The following is a 17,931-nucleotide window of genomic DNA, read 5'->3' as shown; positions in this document are numbered from 1 at the left end:
CTGGTCTACCCCACCCACGATGCGCGACAGCTTTCGCGTTTTGCGCTAGAGTGTTTGCCATGCATTTTCTCGACCAGGCCAAGATCTTCATTCGTTCCGGCGCGGGCGGGCCGGGGGCTGTCAGCTTCCGGCGCGAGAAGTATGAGCAATATGGCGGCCCCGATGGCGGCGATGGCGGCAAGGGCGGCGATATCCTGTTCGAGGCGGTCACCGGGCTGAACACCCTGATCGATTTCCGTTACACCCAGCATTTCAGGGCCCAGCGCGGCATCGGCGGCATGGGCAAGAACCGCACCGGCGCGGGCGGCAAGGATCTCGTCGTCAAGGTCCCCGTCGGCACGCAAGTGATCGACGATGACGGCGAAACCGTGCTGCTCGATCTGACCGAGCCGGGCCAGCGCGTCGTGCTGCTGCGCGGCGGCGATGGCGGGCGCGGCAACCTCTCGTACAAGTCCTCCACCAATCGCGCCCCGCGCCAGAGCGGCCCCGGTTGGCCCGGGCAGGAAATGTACGTCTGGCTGCGGCTCAAGCTGCTGGCGGACGTCGGCCTCGTCGGCCTGCCCAATGCGGGCAAGTCCACCTTCATCAACCAGATCACCAACACCAAGGCCAAAGTCGGCGATTACGCCTTCACCACGCTGCGCCCGCAGCTCGGCGTCGTGCGCCACCGCAACCGCGAATTCGTGCTGGCCGATATTCCCGGCCTCATCGCCGGGGCCGCCGAAGGGGCAGGGGTGGGCGACCGGTTCCTCGGCCACATCGAACGCTGCCGCGTGCTGATCCACCTGATCGACATCAACGGCACCGATCCCGCCGAAGCTCTGCACATCGTGCAGGACGAACTCGAAGCCTACGGTGGCGGGCTCGATGAAAAGCCCCGCCTCATCGCGCTCAACAAGATCGACACCGTCGACGCCGAACTCGTCAGCGCCTTCCGCGCCGAACTGCGCGGTGCCGGTGCCCGCCGCGTGTTCCCCATCTCCGGCGCAACCGGCAAAGGCATGACCGCGCTGCTCGATGCCGTCCTCGAGCACCTCCCCGCCGCCACCGCGACCGAGCGGCCCGATGGCGAAATGGAAGTTGCCGAAGATCAGAAGCCCTGGTCGCCGATCTGATTTGCGGTGGACACCCGCACCCCTTCCCGCGCCGCCGCATTTCCCCTAAGCGGCGGGCACCATGTCCATCGCCAAACCTGCTCTTGAACGTCTCCCGCAGCTGATCGACCCCGCCGAAACGCCGCGCCTTGTCATCAAGGTCGGCTCGGCGCTCCTCGTGGGCAAGGATGGTGAACCGCGCCGGGCGTGGTTGGCGGCGCTGGTGGCGGAAATCGCCGCAGCCCGCGCGCGCGGGCAGGATGTCATCATCGTGTCCTCGGGCGCCATCGCGCTGGGCGCGCGCAAGCTGGGCCTTGCGCGCGGCGGGCGGGGCAGTCTGGCCGATGCGCAGGCCGCTGCCGCTGTCGGCCAGATCGCGCTCGCGGGGCTCTGGGCAGAGCTGCTGGCCGCGCATGGCCTGATCGCGGCGCAAGTGCTGCTTACGCTGGAAGATCTCGAAGACCGCCGCCGCTATCTCAATGTCACCGCCACGCTGGGCACGCTGCTGGCCTCCGGGGCAGTGCCGGTGATCAACGAGAACGACACTGTCGCCACCGAGGAAATCCGCTTCGGCGATAACGACCGGCTGGCCGCGCGCGTGGGGCAGGCGGCGGGGGCCAGCGCGGTGCTGCTGCTCTCTGATATCGATGGGCTCTATGATCGCGATCCCCGGATGGAAGGTGCGGTGCGCATTCCCGTGGTGCGCGGTGTCACGCCGGAAATTCACGCGATGGCGACGGCCGGTTCGTCCTCTGGCCTCGGTTCGGGCGGGATGACCTCGAAGCTGCAGGCCGCTGAAATCGCCGGTCTGGCCGGGATCGCGCTGGCGATCATGGACGGCCGCCCGGAAAGCCCCATCGCGGCGGCGCTTGGCGCAGAGCGCGGCACGCTGTTCTGCCCGCCCCCGCGCGCCGGGCGCAAGGCGCGCGCGCGCAAGGCGTGGCTTGGCGGCAAGTTGCGCATGAAGGGGGCGGTCCATGTCGATGCGGGCGCTGTGGCGGCGCTTGCGCGCGGCTCCAGCCTGCTCGCTGCCGGGGTTACGCAGGTCGATGGCACTTTCCTGCGCGGCGATGCGATTGCCGTGCTCGGCCCCGATAGCGAGGTCCTCGCGCGCGGGCTTTGTGAATATGATGCGGCGGAGTGCGCCGCGCTGATGGGCCATGCTTCGGCGGAGCACGAGGCGCTGCTCGGCTATGCCCCGCGCTCGGCGCTGATCCACCGCGATCAGCTGGTGATGCTGTGAACGCAGAAGGAGGTGATCTCGTCGCAGTGACCGGCGCGACCGGTTTCGTCGGCCAGGCCGTGCTGATGGCTGCCGGTCGCCAAAAGTTCGATGTGCGCGCGCTCACCCGCCGCAAGCAGCGCCTGCGCGGCGGCGTGGAATGGGTGGACGGCGATCTGGCGGACACGGATGCGCTGAGGCGCCTGATGCAGGGCGCGAGCGCGGTGATCCACATCGCGGGCGTGGTCAATGCGCCCGATGCGGCAGGGTTCGAGGAAGGCAATGTGCAAGGCACCTTGCGCGTGATCGAGGCGGCGCATGAAATGGGCGTCGGCCGGATGATCCACGTTTCCTCGCTCGCGGCGCGCGAACCGCAGCTTTCGATCTATGGTGCGTCCAAGCTGCGCGGCGAAAAGCTGGTGCGCGCCTCGGGCCTTGATTGGACGGTGGTGCGCCCGCCCGCCGTGTTCGGCCCGCGCGATACCGAAATGCTCGAACTGTTCCGCCTCGCGCGGCGCGGCGTGGTGCCGCTGCCGCCGCCGGCCCGGCTTTCGGTGATCCATGTTGCCGATCTGGCGCAATTGCTCATCGCTCTCCTGCCCAGCAGCGAGGAGACCACGCACCAGACGTTCGAGCCTGACGATGGCGAGCCCGGCGGATGGACCCATGTTCGCCTCGCGCAGGCCATCGGCGCGGCGGTCCATGCCGGGACCAGGCGCAACAAGCCGATCCGCACGCTCTCGCTCTCGCCCCGGCTGGTCCACCTCGCCGCGCGCGCTGATCGGTTGCTGCGCGGCGACAAGGCCAAGCTCACGCCCGACCGCGCCAGCTACATCTGCCATCCGGACTGGACGGTGGGCGAGGGCGCCCAGCCGCCTGCATCGCTCTGGCGCCCGCGCATCGACACGCGCGAAGGCCTCCATGCCACGGCTGCGTGGTACCGCGAGGCGGGCTGGCTCAAATAACCACGATATCGCTGGCCGCCAGCGCCGGAGCATCAACCAGATGCGCGATCTGCACCGCCGACCCCGCGCTCGATCCATCGGCATCATAGAGCAGCAGTCCTTTCGCCTGATCGTAGAGCAAGTAATCGCCCGCATGGCTCGCCGCGCTGGCCAGCACCAGCACACCGGTTGCAACACCGGCAAAGGCCGCGCCTGCCAGTTCGATCCGGTCGATCCCGCTGGCGAAGTCATAGATCGTGTCACGCTCACTGAGTGCGGTCGGCGCTGCGCCAAACACGAACGTATCGCGCCCCGCGCCGCCGGTCAGCCGGTCCATGCCTGCGCCGCCGATCAAGCGATCATTGCCGGCATCTCCGGTCAGCTTGTCGGCCCCCGGGCCGCCTGCCAGCACATCGGCCCCTGCCGCGCCGTGCATCGTGTCGCGGCCTGCACCGCCTGAAAGCCGGTTGTTCGCTGTATTGCCGGTGATCGTATCGTTGCCCGAACCGCCAATCGCGTTCTCGATCACCGTGCCGAACGCGATGCCCACATTCTGCGTGAGATTGCCGACATCCGAGAGCGTGCCCGGCACCAGGCTGATCCGCTGGCTGGTGCGATAGCCGCTGGTATCCAGCGTATCGCGCCCGCCTGCATCATAGATCGCGATCACCGGGTCCGGGTTGTTCAACCTGCCAAACGCGAACACCGGCCGCCACGGCCCGCTCAGCTTCGCGTGGAAGCCATAGGTGTCATCCCCGGTCCGCGTGGTCGGGTCCGCGCCGTATTTCTGCTGGATCGCCAGAATGTCGTAGATCAGCGGCGTGGCGGCATTGATTCCGTCCCCATTGACATCGCTCGTGGCGGGAGCGCCCAAGCGGTCCACCGCCGGATTGTCCGAATTCGCGGCGAAATACGACATCACCGTCCAGCGCAGCGTATCCTTGGTAAAGCCTGCATCCTCGGCATATGTCGGCATCACCGCATCCGACACATCATAGACCGCCGGGTGCGAGAGGCCGAGCGTGTGCCCGATTTCGTGGATCACGGCTTCGAGCCCGCGCTCGCCATAGGCCCATTGCTGGAATTCGGGCCAAGCGGGATTGAGCCAGACACGGGCAGCATCGAGGGTCAGCGTTCCGGCAAGCTGCGCACTGCCCCTGGTCAGCGCGTAGATCCCGCCGCCGCGCGTGGTGGTGGAGAAGGCCACCGAAATCTGGGCCTTCGGAGCAAGGGCCGGATCGCGCACCGGATCGAGGCTGATCGCGATGAGATCGTCCCACAATTCGAACGCCATCGCCGCCATGCCGGAAAGCGAGAGCGACGCCGAGGCATGTGGCACCGCATCCGGCGCGACGAACCCTGCCGTCTCGACCGCCGCGCCAAACAAGTCTGCGGGTGCGGTGGCAGGCACGCTATAGGTCACGCGCGGCCCCGCCCAGCCGTTCAGGATGCCCTGCTGCGTGCCGCCCCAATTGATCTGGAGCGCGCGCACGATCTGCGCGTTGGTGAAAACGGGGATGATCCGCGCGGTCGTCATGATCTACGGCTCAGGCTGCGTATTACGCCGTCCTACTGCCCGCGCGCTGCGCAAACAATCACTGTCAAAGCCTGGGCCTCGTCCGATTGCGGGACGATCAGGCCGGTTCAGCCACCGCCGCGGCAGGTTCCGCAGCTGGGGCGGCCAGCCTTGCCGCCACCATCGCCTGCAGCGGCAGCCGCGCCTTCATCCGCACCGCCAGCAGCGCGGTGCCGCTGACCTTTCTCTGCACGAACAGCGTATCCATCGGCGGCAAGTGCCAGGTGTCGCGGTCCTGCGCCACCGGCTCGCCAAAATCGCGCAGCCGCGCCACGAAGCTGCGGTCGGCAAAATCGAAGATTGCGGCCTTGTTCACGTGTTCGAGGATCACCCCGATCACGCCTTCGAAGGCTTCCCCATGGCGCGCCATCTGCTCTTCGGAAGCAAAGCCCACCTCGCAGATGCGGCGCTTCAGTTCGGCCGGATCGCCATCGAGCCCCGCCTGCATCATCCGCGCATAGGCGGCGCGGGTTTCGTCAGGCACAGGCCGCGCCGCGCCGAAATCGAGCAGCACGATCTTCCCCGTATCGGGTTGCCAGCGATAGTTCGCAAAGTTCGGATCGGTCTGCATGAAGCCGAACACGAACAGTTCGCGCAGCACCAGATCAAGCATCGCGCCCATCACCCGGTCGCGCACGTCCTGCGGCGCGTCAGCCAGCGTGTCGATCGGGCGCGAGGCGATGAAATCCATCGTCAGCACGCCCGGCCCGGTCAGTTCGTCCACCGGCGCTGGCACCACGAACTGTTCCTCGCCCGCCAGCATCGCGCCATAGCGCCGCATCTGCTCGGCCTCGCGCACATAGTCCGCTTCTTCGTGCAATTGCAGCTTGGCTTCGGCCAGCAGCGGCGTGATATCGAGCGATTTGGGCAGCAGGCCCGAAACGCGCAGCAGCGTCGCCACATTGTCGATATCGGCGTCGATGCTGGCGGCGATGCCGGGATATTGCACCTTCACCGCCACCACGCGCCCATCGTGCATCTGCGCGCGGTGGACTTGCCCGATGGAGGCCGCCGCAATCGGCGTGGTTTCAAACCGCGCAAAGCGCCGCCGCCAATCCGGCCCCCACGCTGCCGCCAGCACGGTCTGCAATTGCTTGGGCGGCATAAAGTGCGCCGCATCGCGCAGCCTGGCGAGGATCGCGGTCAGTTCGGCGGGCAGCAGATCGCCCGCATCGAGCGAGATCATCTGCCCCAGTTTCATCGCCGCCCCGCGCAGCCGCGAAAGCTGCTCGGTCACGCGCGTGGCGTTGCCGGGGGTCAGCAGCAGGTCTGCCATCTGCGGCCGCTCGCCGCGCGCGAGCCGCTTGGCCCCTTCGGCGATCACCCCGCCCGCGACGCCGCCCGCCAACTGGCCGAACGCCGAAAAGCGCGAGAGGCGGCTGGTGGGAACCTTGCGATACCGGTCGTCGCTCAACGCATCATCCTTTGAAGAGTGGGGCGCACCCGCAAGAAGCGCACATAGGCCCATTCGAGCGCGCCGAGCACGTGCTGGTTGCGCGCCAGCAGGCCCAGCGGCCTCAGCAGCGGGATCGCCCGCCACATCGCCGCAAACGCCGCCGCGCCATCGAGCAGTACGCCATCCTCGCGCGCATGGAGCCGCGCCAGCAGCAGCGAGCGATCAACCGGACAAGCAGCCTCCGCTTGCACCACATCGACGAACACGATCCGCTGCGCCCGGTCCAGCCGCCGCATCAGCGCAATCTCGCGGGTGCAGAGCGGGCAGGCGCCATCATACCAGACAGTGAGCGAAGGTGCAGCCATAGCCAGCGCCTAGGCCCTTGGCCCAGCCGCCTGCAAGCTGCTCATTGGTGAGATTGCGGTGAGCCTTGAACGGCCCGGCCTCAGAACGCCGGCCTCAGAACGCCGGCCTCAGAACGCCGGATCATACCCCGGCGGCAGATCGCCATCGGTGCCGGTGCTGGCGGGCGAACCCGGCACATGGATGCCGCATTCCACTTTGTCCCAGCCCTTCCAGCGGCCCGAACGCGGGTCTTCGCCCGGCGCGACCTTGCTGGTGCAGGGCGCGCAGCCGATGGAGGGATAGCCCTGCGCCACCAGCGGATGGCGCGGCAGATCATGTGCTGTCATGTAGGCTTCCAGATCGGCGGAAGTCCAAGAAGCGAGCGGATTGAACTTCAGCCGCCCTTCGGCATCGGTCCGGTCGATCTCGAAGCGCGGCAGGCCGCTGCGCGTGGCAGACTGGAACCCCTTGCGCCCGCTGATCGATGCATCGAACGAAAGCAGCGCGCGCGCCAGCGGCTGCACCTTGCGGATATCGCAGCAGCCATCGGGATCCCACGACCAGCGCAGCCCGTTGCCGTCCTTGGCCGCCAGCTCTGCGGCATCCGGCTCCACGATCAGCAGGTTCGTCATCCCGAGGTGGGTGATCAGCGTATCGCGGTAGGCCACCGTTTCGGCAAAATGCTTGTGCGTTTCCAGAAAGATCACCGGGATCGCCTTGTCCACCTGCGCGACCAGATGGAGGAGCACCGCGCTTTCCGCGCCGAAGCTGGAGACGACCGCAACCTCGCCGATCAGCTTGTCCTGCAGGACGCTGCGCAGCATTTCGGGCGTATCGGTGCCGCGAAACAGGTTGTTCAGCCGGATCGCTTCACTTTCGGTGAAGCGCGGCCCGGTCTCGATCCGGTCCGTGCTGCGGATCTTTTCAGCGCCCATGGCGCAGCGCCCAAATGGGCGAGCGGCCGTCCACCGTCTTTTGATAGACGTCGGGCCACGTCGCAAAGGCTGCCTCTGCTGCTTCCGGCGCAATCGGCTTGGCGGGCGCGAAGGCATCGAAGCCGCACCGCTTCATGTGGCTGAGCTGATCGAGCAGCACATCGCCCACCGCGCGCAGTTCGCCGGTATAGCCTTCCTCACGCAGGATGCGGGCGGAGGAATAGCCGCGCCCGTCGCCATAAGCGGGGAAGTTTACCTCGACGAGCGCAATGCGGCCGAGATGCGGCAGGAGCTTGCGCGCGTCCTCGCCCGGCTCGATGCGGACGGCGACGGCGTTGTCCGCCGCCAGAAAGTCCGCCAGCGAAAGCACCGGCGCTCCGGTTGCCGCGTCGTCGCGGTAGCGCAGCAGATCACCCATAAATCGCCTCCTTGAACGGGGCCATGCCAATGCGGCGGTAGGTATCGAGGAAACGTTCGCCCTTGCTGCGCTGCGCCAGATAGACAGCGGTTGCCTTCTCCAGCGCGTCGACCACGCCGTCCTCGTTGAAGCCCGGCCCGGTGATCACGCCCAGCGACGTATCCGCCGCCTCGCTGCCGCCGAACGAAAGCTGGTAGTTCTCGGTGCCCTTCCGGTCGACGCCCAGAATGCCGATGTGCCCGGCATGGTGATGCCCGCAGGCATTGATGCAGCCGGAAATCTTGACCTTGAGTTCGCCCAGTTCGCGCTGCCGTTCGGGCGCTGCAAACCGCGCCGAAATCTTCTGCGCCAGCGGGATCGAACGCGCATTGGCGAGGCTGCAATAATCCAGCCCCGGGCACGCGATGATATCGCCGATGAGGTCGAGGTTGGCAGTCGCGAGGCCCGCCGCATCCAGCTTCTGCCACAGCGCGTAGAGATCGCTCTGCTTCACATGCGGCAGCACGATGTTCTGCGTGTGCGTCACGCGCAGCTCGTCGAGGCTGTAGGCTTCGGCCAGCTCTGCCATCAGGCGGATCTGGTCCGCGCTGGCATCGCCCGGAATGCCGCCCGCAGGCTTGAGGCTGATGACCACCGCCTTGTAGCCCGCCTGCTTGTGCGCGGCGGTGTTCTGGTCCGCCCAGACCGCAAAGTCGGGATCGCTGCGGTCATAGCCATCGGCGAGGCCGCTCTCGAGGCCCGGATCTGCGAAGAACGCGGCAATCCGCTCCAGCTCTGCCTGCGGAGGCTCCAGACCCAGCGTCAGGATATGCGCGAACTCTTCTTCCACCTGGCGGCGGTATTCGTCCGCGCCGATCTCGTGGACGAGGATCTTGATCCGCGCCTTGTACTTGTTGTCGCGGCGGCCATAGCGGTTGTAGACCCGAAGGCATGCCTCGGCGTAGCTCACCATCTGCAGCACCGGCACGAAATCACCGATCACCGGCGCGATCATCGGGGTGCGGCCCATACCGCCGCCGACATAGAAGCGCGCGCCGATCTCACCGGCCTCGTTCTCCACGATCTGGATGCCGATATCGTGCAGCCGCATCGCCGCGCGGTCCGTATCGCTCGCGATCACCGCGATCTTGAACTTGCGCGGCAGATAATCGAACTCGGGATGGAAGCTCGACCACTGGCGCAGCAGCTCGGCATAAGGGCGCGGATCGACCAGCTCGTCCGCCGCCGCCCCGGCAAAGTGGTCGGAGCTGATGTTGCGGATGCAGTTGCCGCTGGTCTGGATGGCATGCATCTCCACCGTCGCGAGGTCCGCGAGGATCTGCGGCGCGTCTTCCAGCTTGATCCAGTTGTACTGGATGTTCTGGCGCGTGGTGAAGTGGCCATAGCCGCGGTCATACTTGTCAGCGATATCGCCCAGCAGGCGCATCTGGCGGCCATTGAGCGTGCCATAGGGAATGGCGACGCGCAGCATGTAGGCGTGGAGCTGCAAGTAGAGCCCGTTCTTCAGCCGCAGCGGCTTGAACTGGTCTTCGGTGATCTCGCCCGCCATGCGCCGCGCCACTTGCCCGCGGAATTCCTCCACGCGCGCATCGACCATCGCCTGATCGTATTCGTCATACTGGTACATGTTCAGATCACCTGCTTCGCGGCATCGGCATCGCCGGGGCGGAGGGAAAGGTCGAGCCGTACTGTCGGGCCAAGCGCCCGGATGCGGTCCTTGATATGCGCGGGGCGCACGCCCGCATCGGTGCGGGTGGCGGCAATCGCATAGCTTGCGTTCACGCGCCGCGCGGCTTCCTCGGCGGCGAGGATCGTGTCGGCGGCATCGCCCACGTCCACCGCGTCGTTCACATCGCGCGACCAGCCCTTGCCGTCCCACCAGACGACATCGCCGCTGCCCAGATCATTTCCCGTCAAAATCTTCACGCAGCGTTCTCCGCTATCCTTGCAAGGTCCATGTGCTTTTCCCGCGCGGTCACTTCGCCGATCACGATGAGGGCAGGGCTCTTCACCCGCTCGGCCTCGACCAGCGCGCCAAGCCCCGCCAGCGCGCCGCGCAGCACGCGCATCGTGGGCCGCGCCGCGTTCTCGATAATCGCCACCGGCATGTCGGGCGCGAGGCCATCGGCCATCAGCTTCTCGGCAATCGCCTCGCTCGTGGCGACGCCCATGTAGATCACCAGCGTGCGGCCAACGCCGGCAAGGCCTGCCCAGTTCTGGTCCGAGAGGCCCTTGCACTGGCCCGCCACGAAGCTCACGATCGAGGCGTTCTCGCGGTGCGTCAGCGGAATTTGCGCCGCCGCAGCCGCGCCCATCGCCGCGCTCACGCCCGGCACGACTTGCACCGGAACCCCGGCAGCATAGCAGGCCTCCGCCTCTTCGCCGCCGCGCCCAAACACGAACGGATCGCCGCCCTTGAGCCGGATCACATCGTGCCCGGCCAGCGCTTCGCGCACCAGCAGCGCGTTGATATCGTCCTGCTGCATCGTGTGCCGCGCGCGCTGCTTGGCCACCGAAACCAGCCGCGCGCCCTTGGGGATCAGCGCCATGATGGCGGGATCGACCAGCCCATCATGCACGACCAATTCGGCCGCAGACAGCAGCCGCGCCGCGCGCAGGGTCAGCAGGTCCGGATCACCCGGGCCAGCGCCCACGAGGTAGACAGTGCCGATTCTGTGGGGCGCATTGCTCATGGGGGCCAGATGGCCCTCCGCACCCGCAATCGCCAGTGAGGAAACCTAGGGGGGCGGTTAGGTGAGCTTTAGCTGCCAGCTTGCAAGTCCCTCCCCGCTCGGGGAGGGGTTGGGGAGGGGTAACCGAGCCATCCTGCAAGCGCCGCGCACCCCCACCCGGCCTCCCCCGAACGGGGGAGGGGCAGGAAGAGGCCTTACTTCGGGGTTCCACGCCCCAGCGCCTCGGCCAGCAATCGCAGCCCATCCGAATCCCGCAAGGTCACGTCCGATTGCGGCAGCGGAATGCTCACCCCGCTGTCCTTGAGCTTGTGCCACGCCGCCTTCAGCACGTCAGATCGCACATTGCCAACGCCGTTTTCCGGGTCGTTGATCGAGATGTAGATGAGCAGCTGGATCGCGCTCGGTCCAAAGGCGTCGAGCAGGATCGAAGGCTCCGGATCGCGCAGCACGCGCGGCACGGTCAGCGCCGCTTCCAGCAGCAGTTTTTCCGCCAGATCGAGGTCGCTCTCATAGGCGACACTGACCGGAATGGTGATCCCCACCAGCCGCGAGGAGTACGACCAGTTCTCCACTTGCGTGGTCATCAGTATTTCGTTCGGGACCAGGATCTCGCGGTTGTCGCGCGTCGTCACCGAAACCGCGCGCACGCCGATGCGGCTCACTTCGCCGAAAGTGCTGCCCTTGGTGTCGGTCAGCGCGATGACGTCGCCCGGCTTGATCGAGCGGTCCATCAGCAGGATCACGCCCGCGATCAGGTTGCCGAACGTCTTCTGCAAGCCAAAGCCGACAGCAAGGCCGAACGCGCCCGAAAACACCGTCAGCGTAGTGAGGTTGATCCCCACCGCATCGATGCCCACCAGCACCGCGACGGTCCACACCGTCACCGTCACCAGCTTTTCGCCCAGCGCGCGCTGCGTCCCGTCGAGCCCTTTCAGCGAGCGCACCGCCCGCCGCCCGATCCGGCCGACCAGACGTCCGAAAACGACGACAAGTACAACGACGACGATCATCCACACCGCGTTGAACAGCGAGATGTGCGTGCGGCCGACATCGAAGCCGATATCATCGAGCGAGCGCGCCCACTGCGTCACGCTGCGCTGCAGTTTGGTCCACTCGCTCATCGCGCAGCACTCCACACGCGCAGCCCGCGCGCCAGATCGGCGATCAGGTCTGCCGTATCCTCAAGCCCGATGGAAAGGCGCACGCCGAACCGGTCCTCGTCCGCCAGCCCCGGCAGCGGCCAGGGGCTGGTGGTGCGGATGGGGGCAGGGTCCACCGGGGTGGCAAGGCTTTCGAACCCGCCCCACGAATAGCCGATGCCGAACAGCCCCAACGCATCGATCAGCGCGTCGCGCGCCGCAGAAGTGCCGCCCTTCAGCACGAAGCTCAGCAGCCCGCACCCGCCGGAGAAATCGCGCTTCCACACGTCATGCCCCGGCGATCCCGGCAGCATCGGGCACAGCACTTTTGCCACCTCCGGCTGGGCGGAAAGCCACTCCGCCACCGCCAGCGCCGAGGCGGTCTCCTGCGCCAGCCGCAGACCCATCGTGCGCAGCCCGCGCAGCATCAGCGCGGCATCATCGGGCGAGACGACATTGCCCAGCCCCTGCGCGCGGACGCGCAGCTTCCGGTACCAGTCTGCGCCTGCACTGGCCGAGCCCATCATCGCATCCGAATGCCCGCCGACATGCTTGGTCAGGCTCATGATGGAAATGTCCGCCCCCCGCTCCAGCGCCGGAAAGCCGAGCGGAGAGGCCCAGGTGTTGTCCAGCACCACCGTCAGCCCGTGCGCCTTGGCGATGGCAGAGAGCGCGGGCACATCGCAGACCTCTATGGTCAGGCTGCCCGGATTTTCCAGCAGCACCGCCTTGGTCCGCGTGCAGATCGCTGCCTCGAACGCCGCCGGATCGCTGGCATCGAACCAGCGCGTCTCCACGCCGAAATCCTTCAGCAGCCCGCGCCCCATGGCCCGGCTCGGTTCATAGGCGTTGTCGATCATCAGCAGCACATCGCCCGGCCGCAGCACCGTGAGCAGCGCGCCCATGATCGCCGCCACGCCGGAAGGATAAAGCACCGTGCCTTCTGCCCCCGGCTCCAGCGCCGTCAGCGCCTCGGCCAGCGCCCACTGCGTCGGCGCGCCGCGCCGACCATAATAGAACTTGCCGTCCTCGTTGGCCGGATGCGCCCGAAGCGCCGCCATATCGGGATAGAGATGCGTGCTCGCCCGGTAGACCGGCGGATTGACCACCGCGCCGGGATGATCCGCACTGCCCGTCCATTCCGCCCGCCGGCCCACGCCCACAAGCCGCGTGCCGGTGCCGTACTCGTCGCTGTCATGTTCCGCCATGCACCGGTCATAGGCGGAAACACCTGAAAAGTGAATCGCAAAGCCCCTCCACGCTCGGGGAGGGGGTGGGGGGAGGCCACTGCGTTACCGGGCCTCCCACTCCGTTTGGGGGAAGCACACACAGCCAAGCCGGACTTCCCACACAGGTTTGGGGGTCAGCACACAGCTAGGCCGGACTTTCCACTCCGGTAACGATTATGGCAGTAATGGCCCCGCGCGAAAACAAAAGTTGCTTCGTGAACGGACTGAAACTGCATCCGTTTGGGGGAAGCCCTACCGCGCCGCGCCGGTTTCCTTCGGCGTCTCCGGGTCAGCGCCCCATTCGCTCCAGCTGCCGTCGTAGAGTGCGGTGTCCTCCTTGCCGATGAGGTGCAGCCCAAACAGCAGCGCGCTGGCGGTCACGCCCGAACCGCAACTGGTGATGAGCGGCCGCGCAAGGTCCACGCCCGCCGCCTCGAACACGGCGCGGATGTCGGCTGGCGATTTCCACGTGCCATCGGGGCGAAACAGGTTGGCGTAATAGACATTGCGCGCGCCCGGAATGTGCCCGCTGGCAAGGCCCGGCTTCACTTCGGCCACGTCGCCGGTAAACCGCCCCGGCCCGCGCGCATCGACGACCAGTGCGGCGTGGCTGGCAAGGTTGTCCAGCACATCGGCCTTGCTGCGCACCTGCCGGTCATCGCTCCACACGGTGAAGTGCCGGTGCCGCAGCGTTTCCTTGCCTTGCGCGCACTTGCGCCCTTCCGCCTTCCACTTCGCGATCCCGCCATCGAGCAGCGCCACATTGGCCGCGCCGAACATCGTCAGCATGAACCACGCGCGCGCGGACGTCTTCACCGGGCTGTCGTCATAGAGCACGATACGGCTGCCATCGCCGAGGCCAAGGCTCTGCATCTTGCTGGCAAACCGTTCGGGGCTGGGCAGCATGTTGAGCCCGGGCTGCGCCGGATCGGCCAGTTCGGCAAGGTTCATGAACACCGCGCCGGGGATGTGGCACGCCTCGTATTCCAGCACCGGATCGCGCCCGTATTCGGGCAGAAACGCGGTTGCATCCACGATGCGCAGATCACTCGCGCCCAGCTCGCTGGCGAGCCACTGGGTCGAGACCAGGGAATCCATGTGCTCAGCTCCGTCCTGCATGTGGCCCGTCTGTGCGGGTCCTTGGCTCAAAGACTAGACCTGCCCTCTGCGGTCGTCACGCCAAAAATGTGGCAAATCCGCCATTGCAGCCGCCTGCCCCATCGCCCGCTTGCTCCGCTGCCCGCAGCGGTGCAAAGGCGCGACGCCAAGAAAGGACCGCACATGACCGATATCGGCGCCACCCCGCTGCACCTGGGGCAAACCAGCAGCCTGCCCGCCTCGCCCGAGGAGGCGGTGCTCGATTACGTGCCGAACCCGCGCGCAGGCTCGCTGTTCCTCGTGCGCTTTGCCGCGCCCGAGTTTACCTCGCTCTGCCCCGTGACCGGCCAGCCCGATTTCGCGCACTTGGTGATCGATTATGCACCGGGCGAAACCATCGTCGAATCCAAGTCCCTGAAGCTGTTCCTCGGCGCGTTTCGCAATCATGCGGGCTTCCACGAAGATGTCACCGTCGGCATCGGCCAGCGCCTGTTTTCTGAAATGAACCCGCGCTGGCTGCGCATCGGCGGCTACTGGTATCCGCGCGGCGGCATCCCGATTGACGTGTTCTGGCAATCGGACGTGCCCCCTGCCGGGCTGTGGGTGCCCGATCAGGGGGTTCAGTCCTATCGCGGCCGAGGGTAAGCCAGCTTAACGCCTCCAGTATCCGCCGCCCCACGAATTGCCGCGATAGCTCGCAGCCTCGCGCGCGATCCAGTCGCCGATGCGGTTGTATTCGCGGCCGATAACTTGCGCGGCACGGTAGTCGCCCTCGCGGCATTCGTGCTCTTCGCGGTATTGCAGACGGTCGATCGCAGTCTGGATGCGCCGTGCCGACCAGGGATCGATCTGTCCGCGTTCCAAAGAGACCTGCAGGCGGCTCTGCGCCCAGTAGGCGCGGTGGCCAGAACACGTGGTTTCCACCAGGTAGCGGTTGCCGCTCGGCTGCTGCCAGCTGCTGGCGTAGCCCGGTCCGCGCCAGTGGTTTGCGCTCGCCGTTCCGGCCATGCCGACCGCGCTGCCAAGCGCGATTGCTGCGGTGAGAACCTTGGTCATCGTCTTCATCGTTGGTCCCCTTCTTTGGCCCCTTCACTGGTGCCGGTAAAAGCGTTGTGCCTGATTCGCGCTGGCACGAGCCTGAATGCCCTGTTGGCTTTCGTTCATCTTTGGGTACCTTTTCCTGAACGGACCCCGTCCGCCGCATCTGCCCCCTTGCACACTGTGCCTTGCCTGCCGAAAAGGGTGGGCAAGGGCGCAAAAAAGCCCCGCAAGGAGAGCGATGCATGAACGGCGATACCGATTTCACCGGCCGCAAGGTCCTCGTCGTCGGCGGATCGAGCGGCATCGGCAACGGCGTTGCGCACGCTTTCCGCCAGCGCGGGGCCGAAGTTCATGTGTGGGGCACGCGCGCCTGCGCCGAAGATTATGATCCCGCCGAAGGCTCCGATCTCACCGGCCTTGGCTACACGTGCGTCGATGTGGGCGATCCCGCCGCGATCGAGGCTGCACCGCCGCCATTTGACGGCCTCGATGTCCTCGTCCTCTCGCAGGGCACGGTGGTCTACAAGCGCGGCGAGTTCGAGCAGCCGGGCTGGGACAAGGTCATGGCCGTAAATCTCGATAGCCTGATGCATTGCTCGCGCCGCTTCCGCGCCGATCTGGCCCAGGCCCGGGGGAGCATCATCATCGTCAGCTCGGTTTCGGGCTACAAGGCCAATGTCGGCAACCCCGCCTATTCCGCGTCCAAGGCCGGCGCGGTCAGCCTGACCAAAACGCTCGGGCAGGCCTGGGCCCCCGAAGGCATCCGCGTGAACGGCATCGCGCCCGGCCTCGTCGATACCAAGCTCACCAAAGTGACGACCGCGCACCCGGACCGCCTCGCCGCCTCGATTGCGCGCATCCCGCAAGGGCGCATGGGCACGCCCGAGGACATGGCGGGCGCGGCGATCTTCCTTGCTTCTCCGCTCGCCAGCTACGTCACCGGCCAGACGCTGATCGTCGATGGGGGGCTGATCCTGTGAAGGCCCTGCGATATTACGGCGCGCGCGATGTGCGCTACGAAAGCATGGACGATCCCGCGCCGCAGTCTGCCGGAGACGCGATCATCCGCGTCACCGCCTGCTCGATCTGCGGGTCGGACCTCCACATCTACCACGGCCACGGCTTTTCGAAGGACGTGGGCTTCTGCGTCGGCCACGAAGCGGTGGGCGAGGTCGTCGAAGTCGGCCGCGGCGTGCAGCGCCACAAAGTGGGTGACAAGGTGATGATCCCCGCCGCAGTCGGCTGCGGCCGCTGCCGTTCGTGCCTCGCGGGCGTGGTCCATACTTGCGAGTTCAACGCCAGCGCCTGCTACGGCCTCTCCGCCGCGCTGCAAGGCTCGCAGGCCGAGGCGGTGCGCGTGCCCGCCGCAGACATGAACGCTGTCCCCATCCCCGAAGGCGTGAGTGAAGAACAGGCGCTGATGATGACCGACGCGCTCGCCACCGCATGGTTCGGCGCGCGGCAGGCCGATATCCGCCCCGGTAGTTCGGTCGCGGTGATCGGCCTCGGCCCCATCGGCCTGATGGCAGTGGAAAGCGCCTACGTCATGGGCGCGCACGTGGTCTACGCGATCGACCCGATCCCCGAACGCCGCGCGATGGCGGAAGCATCGGGCGCAATCACGCTCCACCCGGACGAAGCGCTCGAACGCATCAAGGTAGACACCAAGGGCCGCAAGCTCGATTGCATCATCGAAGTCGTCGGCAGCGACGCCACGGTCGATTTTGCGCTGCGCCTTGTGCGCCCGCGCGGCACCGTCTCGGTCATCGGCGTCCAGCAATCCCGCCGCTACGCCTTCCCGCTGGAACGCGCGTTTGCCGCTGGCCTGACCTTCCGCATCGGCACGTGCTCGGTCCCGGAGGAACTCCCCGCGCTGTTCCCGCTTGTCCAGTCCGGCCGGCTGAAGCCCGAACGCACGATCACCCACCGCATGCCGCTGAGCGCAGGCGCGGAAGCCTACCGCTTGTTCGAGGCGCGGGAGGCGGGGGCCTTGAAGATGGTGCTGGTGCCGGATTAGGCCACCACCAGCTCCACCCCTGCTGCCTTCACCATCGCCGCATGCTCCGGCGCGATCTCCGCGTCCGTAACCAGCACGTCCACTTCGTCCAGCCCGCAGACAATCGTGCCGGAACCGCTCCCGAACTTCGCCGAATCCACCAGCAGGATCACCTGCTCAGCCCGGTCGATCAGACGCCGCTCGGCCGCCACCAGCACCACATCCTGCTGCATCACGCCCTGCGGCCCTACCGAAGCCGCGCCCATGAACAGCTTGGGCGCGTGGAAGCGCGGCATCGATTCCTCGCCCGCCGCGGCCAGAATGATGTTCTGTTCGCGGAATACCGTGCCCGAAGGCACCAGAATGCGCGTGCCCGCCTGGCTCAGCAGCGCGTTCACGATGTGCAGCGAATTGGTCAGCACTTGCAGGCCGAGGCCTGCCAGATGCGGGCACATCTGCAAGGTCGTCGTGCCGCCGTCGATCATCACGCCTTCGCCCGGCTCGCACAGCATGGCCGCCGCCGCGCCGATGGCGCGCTTGGCTGCCATGTTGCGGTTGATCGATTGGTCAAACGGCGTGCCCGCCAGTTGCAGCAACGGCGCGCGCGGCCCTTCCGCCAGCTTCGCCCCGCCATGCACGCGCACGATGAGGCCCGTATCCTCCAGCCGCGCCAGATCGCGGCGGATCGTCGCGGGGGAGGCATCGAGCAGGGCCTCCAGCTCGCGGTAGGTGACAAAACCGGTGCCCTGCATCGCCTCGACGATCACCTTTTCGCGCTCTGCGGCGTGCACGTTCGTCTCCTGAT

General features: G+C 66.9%; 19 protein-coding genes. 6 read left to right on the top strand and 13 right to left on the bottom strand.

What is annotated here, in order from left to right; genetic code table 11:
• The first annotated feature begins 59 nt into the window (after positions 1-59).
• From obgE to CFE35_RS07875, 3 genes are all read left to right on the top strand, one after another.
• Complete coding sequence (obgE, locus tag CFE35_RS07885; protein ID WP_292929716.1) at positions 60-1,115, top strand: GTPase ObgE; 1,056 nt, start codon at positions 60-62, stop codon at positions 1,113-1,115.
• A gap of 61 nt (positions 1,116-1,176) precedes the next feature.
• Positions 1,177-2,337, top strand: coding sequence for a glutamate 5-kinase (gene proB / locus CFE35_RS07880; protein ID WP_292929714.1), 1,161 nt, complete (start codon positions 1,177-1,179; stop codon positions 2,335-2,337).
• A complete protein-coding gene (locus CFE35_RS07875) occupies positions 2,334-3,281 on the top strand; it encodes an NAD(P)H-binding protein (RefSeq protein WP_292929712.1) in 948 nt (315 codons plus the stop codon). The genes proB and CFE35_RS07875 overlap by 4 nt, the downstream gene beginning before the upstream one ends.
• Here the strand turns inward: CFE35_RS07875 and CFE35_RS07870 are convergent.
• The 11 genes from CFE35_RS07870 to CFE35_RS07820 all read right to left on the bottom strand — a co-directional run bounded on the left by CFE35_RS07870 (position 3,274) and on the right by CFE35_RS07820 (position 14,089).
• Positions 3,274-4,797 carry a M10 family metallopeptidase C-terminal domain-containing protein gene (locus CFE35_RS07870; protein ID WP_292929710.1) on the bottom strand — a complete coding sequence of 508 codons (1,524 nt, stop codon included), beginning with the start codon at positions 4,795-4,797 and terminating at the stop codon, positions 3,274-3,276. The genes CFE35_RS07875 and CFE35_RS07870 overlap by 8 nt on opposite strands.
• A 97-nt stretch (positions 4,798-4,894) precedes the next feature.
• Positions 4,895-6,250, bottom strand: a complete 1,356-nt coding sequence (locus CFE35_RS07865; RefSeq protein WP_292929708.1) for an AarF/ABC1/UbiB kinase family protein — start codon at positions 6,248-6,250, stop codon at positions 4,895-4,897.
• A complete protein-coding gene (locus CFE35_RS07860; RefSeq protein WP_292929706.1) occupies positions 6,247-6,597 on the bottom strand; it encodes a DUF393 domain-containing protein in 351 nt (116 codons plus the stop codon). Before CFE35_RS07860 ends, CFE35_RS07865 begins: the two co-directional genes overlap by 4 nt.
• Before the next feature lie 108 nt (positions 6,598-6,705).
• Positions 6,706-7,512, bottom strand: coding sequence for a phosphoadenylyl-sulfate reductase (locus tag CFE35_RS07855; protein ID WP_292929704.1), 807 nt, complete (start codon positions 7,510-7,512; stop codon positions 6,706-6,708).
• Positions 7,502-7,930 (bottom strand): DUF934 domain-containing protein, encoded by a 429-nt coding sequence (locus CFE35_RS07850; RefSeq protein ID WP_292929702.1) that lies wholly within the window; start codon positions 7,928-7,930, stop codon positions 7,502-7,504. Before CFE35_RS07850 ends, CFE35_RS07855 begins: the two co-directional genes overlap by 11 nt.
• Positions 7,923-9,557, bottom strand: coding sequence for a nitrite/sulfite reductase (locus tag CFE35_RS07845; protein ID WP_292929700.1), 1,635 nt, complete (start codon positions 9,555-9,557; stop codon positions 7,923-7,925). Before CFE35_RS07845 ends, CFE35_RS07850 begins: the two co-directional genes overlap by 8 nt.
• A 2-nt stretch (positions 9,558-9,559) precedes the next feature.
• Positions 9,560-9,856: a DUF2849 domain-containing protein gene (locus tag CFE35_RS07840; RefSeq protein WP_292929698.1), complete on the bottom strand. Its 297-nt coding sequence runs from the start codon at positions 9,854-9,856 to the stop codon at positions 9,560-9,562.
• Entirely contained in the window at positions 9,853-10,623 is a 771-nt protein-coding gene (gene cobA / locus CFE35_RS07835; RefSeq protein WP_292929696.1) for a uroporphyrinogen-III C-methyltransferase, read from the bottom strand. Before cobA ends, CFE35_RS07840 begins: the two co-directional genes overlap by 4 nt.
• Positions 10,624-10,817: 194 nt before the next feature.
• Positions 10,818-11,744, bottom strand: coding sequence for a mechanosensitive ion channel domain-containing protein (locus tag CFE35_RS07830; protein WP_292929694.1), 927 nt, complete (start codon positions 11,742-11,744; stop codon positions 10,818-10,820).
• Positions 11,741-12,970 carry a cystathionine beta-lyase gene (gene metC, locus CFE35_RS07825; protein WP_292929692.1) on the bottom strand — a complete coding sequence of 410 codons (1,230 nt, stop codon included), beginning with the start codon at positions 12,968-12,970 and terminating at the stop codon, positions 11,741-11,743. The genes CFE35_RS07830 and metC overlap by 4 nt, the downstream gene beginning before the upstream one ends.
• Positions 12,971-13,243: 273 nt before the next feature.
• Entirely contained in the window at positions 13,244-14,089 is an 846-nt protein-coding gene (locus tag CFE35_RS07820) for a sulfurtransferase (protein WP_292929690.1), read from the bottom strand.
• A gap of 183 nt (positions 14,090-14,272) precedes the next feature.
• On the opposite strand from CFE35_RS07820, the gene queF reads away from it, so the two are divergent.
• On the top strand, positions 14,273-14,734 hold the full coding sequence (queF, locus tag CFE35_RS07815; RefSeq protein ID WP_292929688.1) for a preQ(1) synthase: 462 nt from the start codon (positions 14,273-14,275) through the stop codon (positions 14,732-14,734).
• Positions 14,735-14,740: 6 nt separating this feature from the next.
• Here the strand turns inward: queF and CFE35_RS07810 are convergent, their stop codons facing one another.
• A complete protein-coding gene (locus tag CFE35_RS07810) occupies positions 14,741-15,154 on the bottom strand; it encodes a hypothetical protein (RefSeq protein WP_292929686.1) in 414 nt (137 codons plus the stop codon).
• A gap of 218 nt (positions 15,155-15,372) precedes the next feature.
• On the opposite strand from CFE35_RS07810, the gene CFE35_RS07805 reads away from it, so the two are divergent.
• The gene (locus CFE35_RS07805) at positions 15,373-16,110 is read left to right on the top strand and encodes an SDR family oxidoreductase (protein ID WP_292929684.1); all 738 of its coding nucleotides are present in this window, start codon (positions 15,373-15,375) and stop codon (positions 16,108-16,110) included.
• Complete coding sequence (locus CFE35_RS07800; RefSeq protein ID WP_292929682.1) at positions 16,107-17,147, top strand: alcohol dehydrogenase family protein; 1,041 nt, start codon at positions 16,107-16,109, stop codon at positions 17,145-17,147. Before CFE35_RS07805 ends, CFE35_RS07800 begins: the two co-directional genes overlap by 4 nt.
• Here CFE35_RS07800 and CFE35_RS07795 read toward each other — a convergent pair.
• Entirely contained in the window at positions 17,144-17,917 is a 774-nt protein-coding gene (locus CFE35_RS07795; protein WP_292929680.1) for a DeoR/GlpR family DNA-binding transcription regulator, read from the bottom strand. The genes CFE35_RS07800 and CFE35_RS07795 overlap by 4 nt on opposite strands.
• Positions 17,918-17,931: the final 14 nt, after the last annotated feature.

Source organism: Novosphingobium sp. PASSN1, assembly GCF_002278815.1.
Note: the sequence above shows the minus strand (reverse complement) of the source record. Positions and strands in the feature narration are given on the sequence as shown.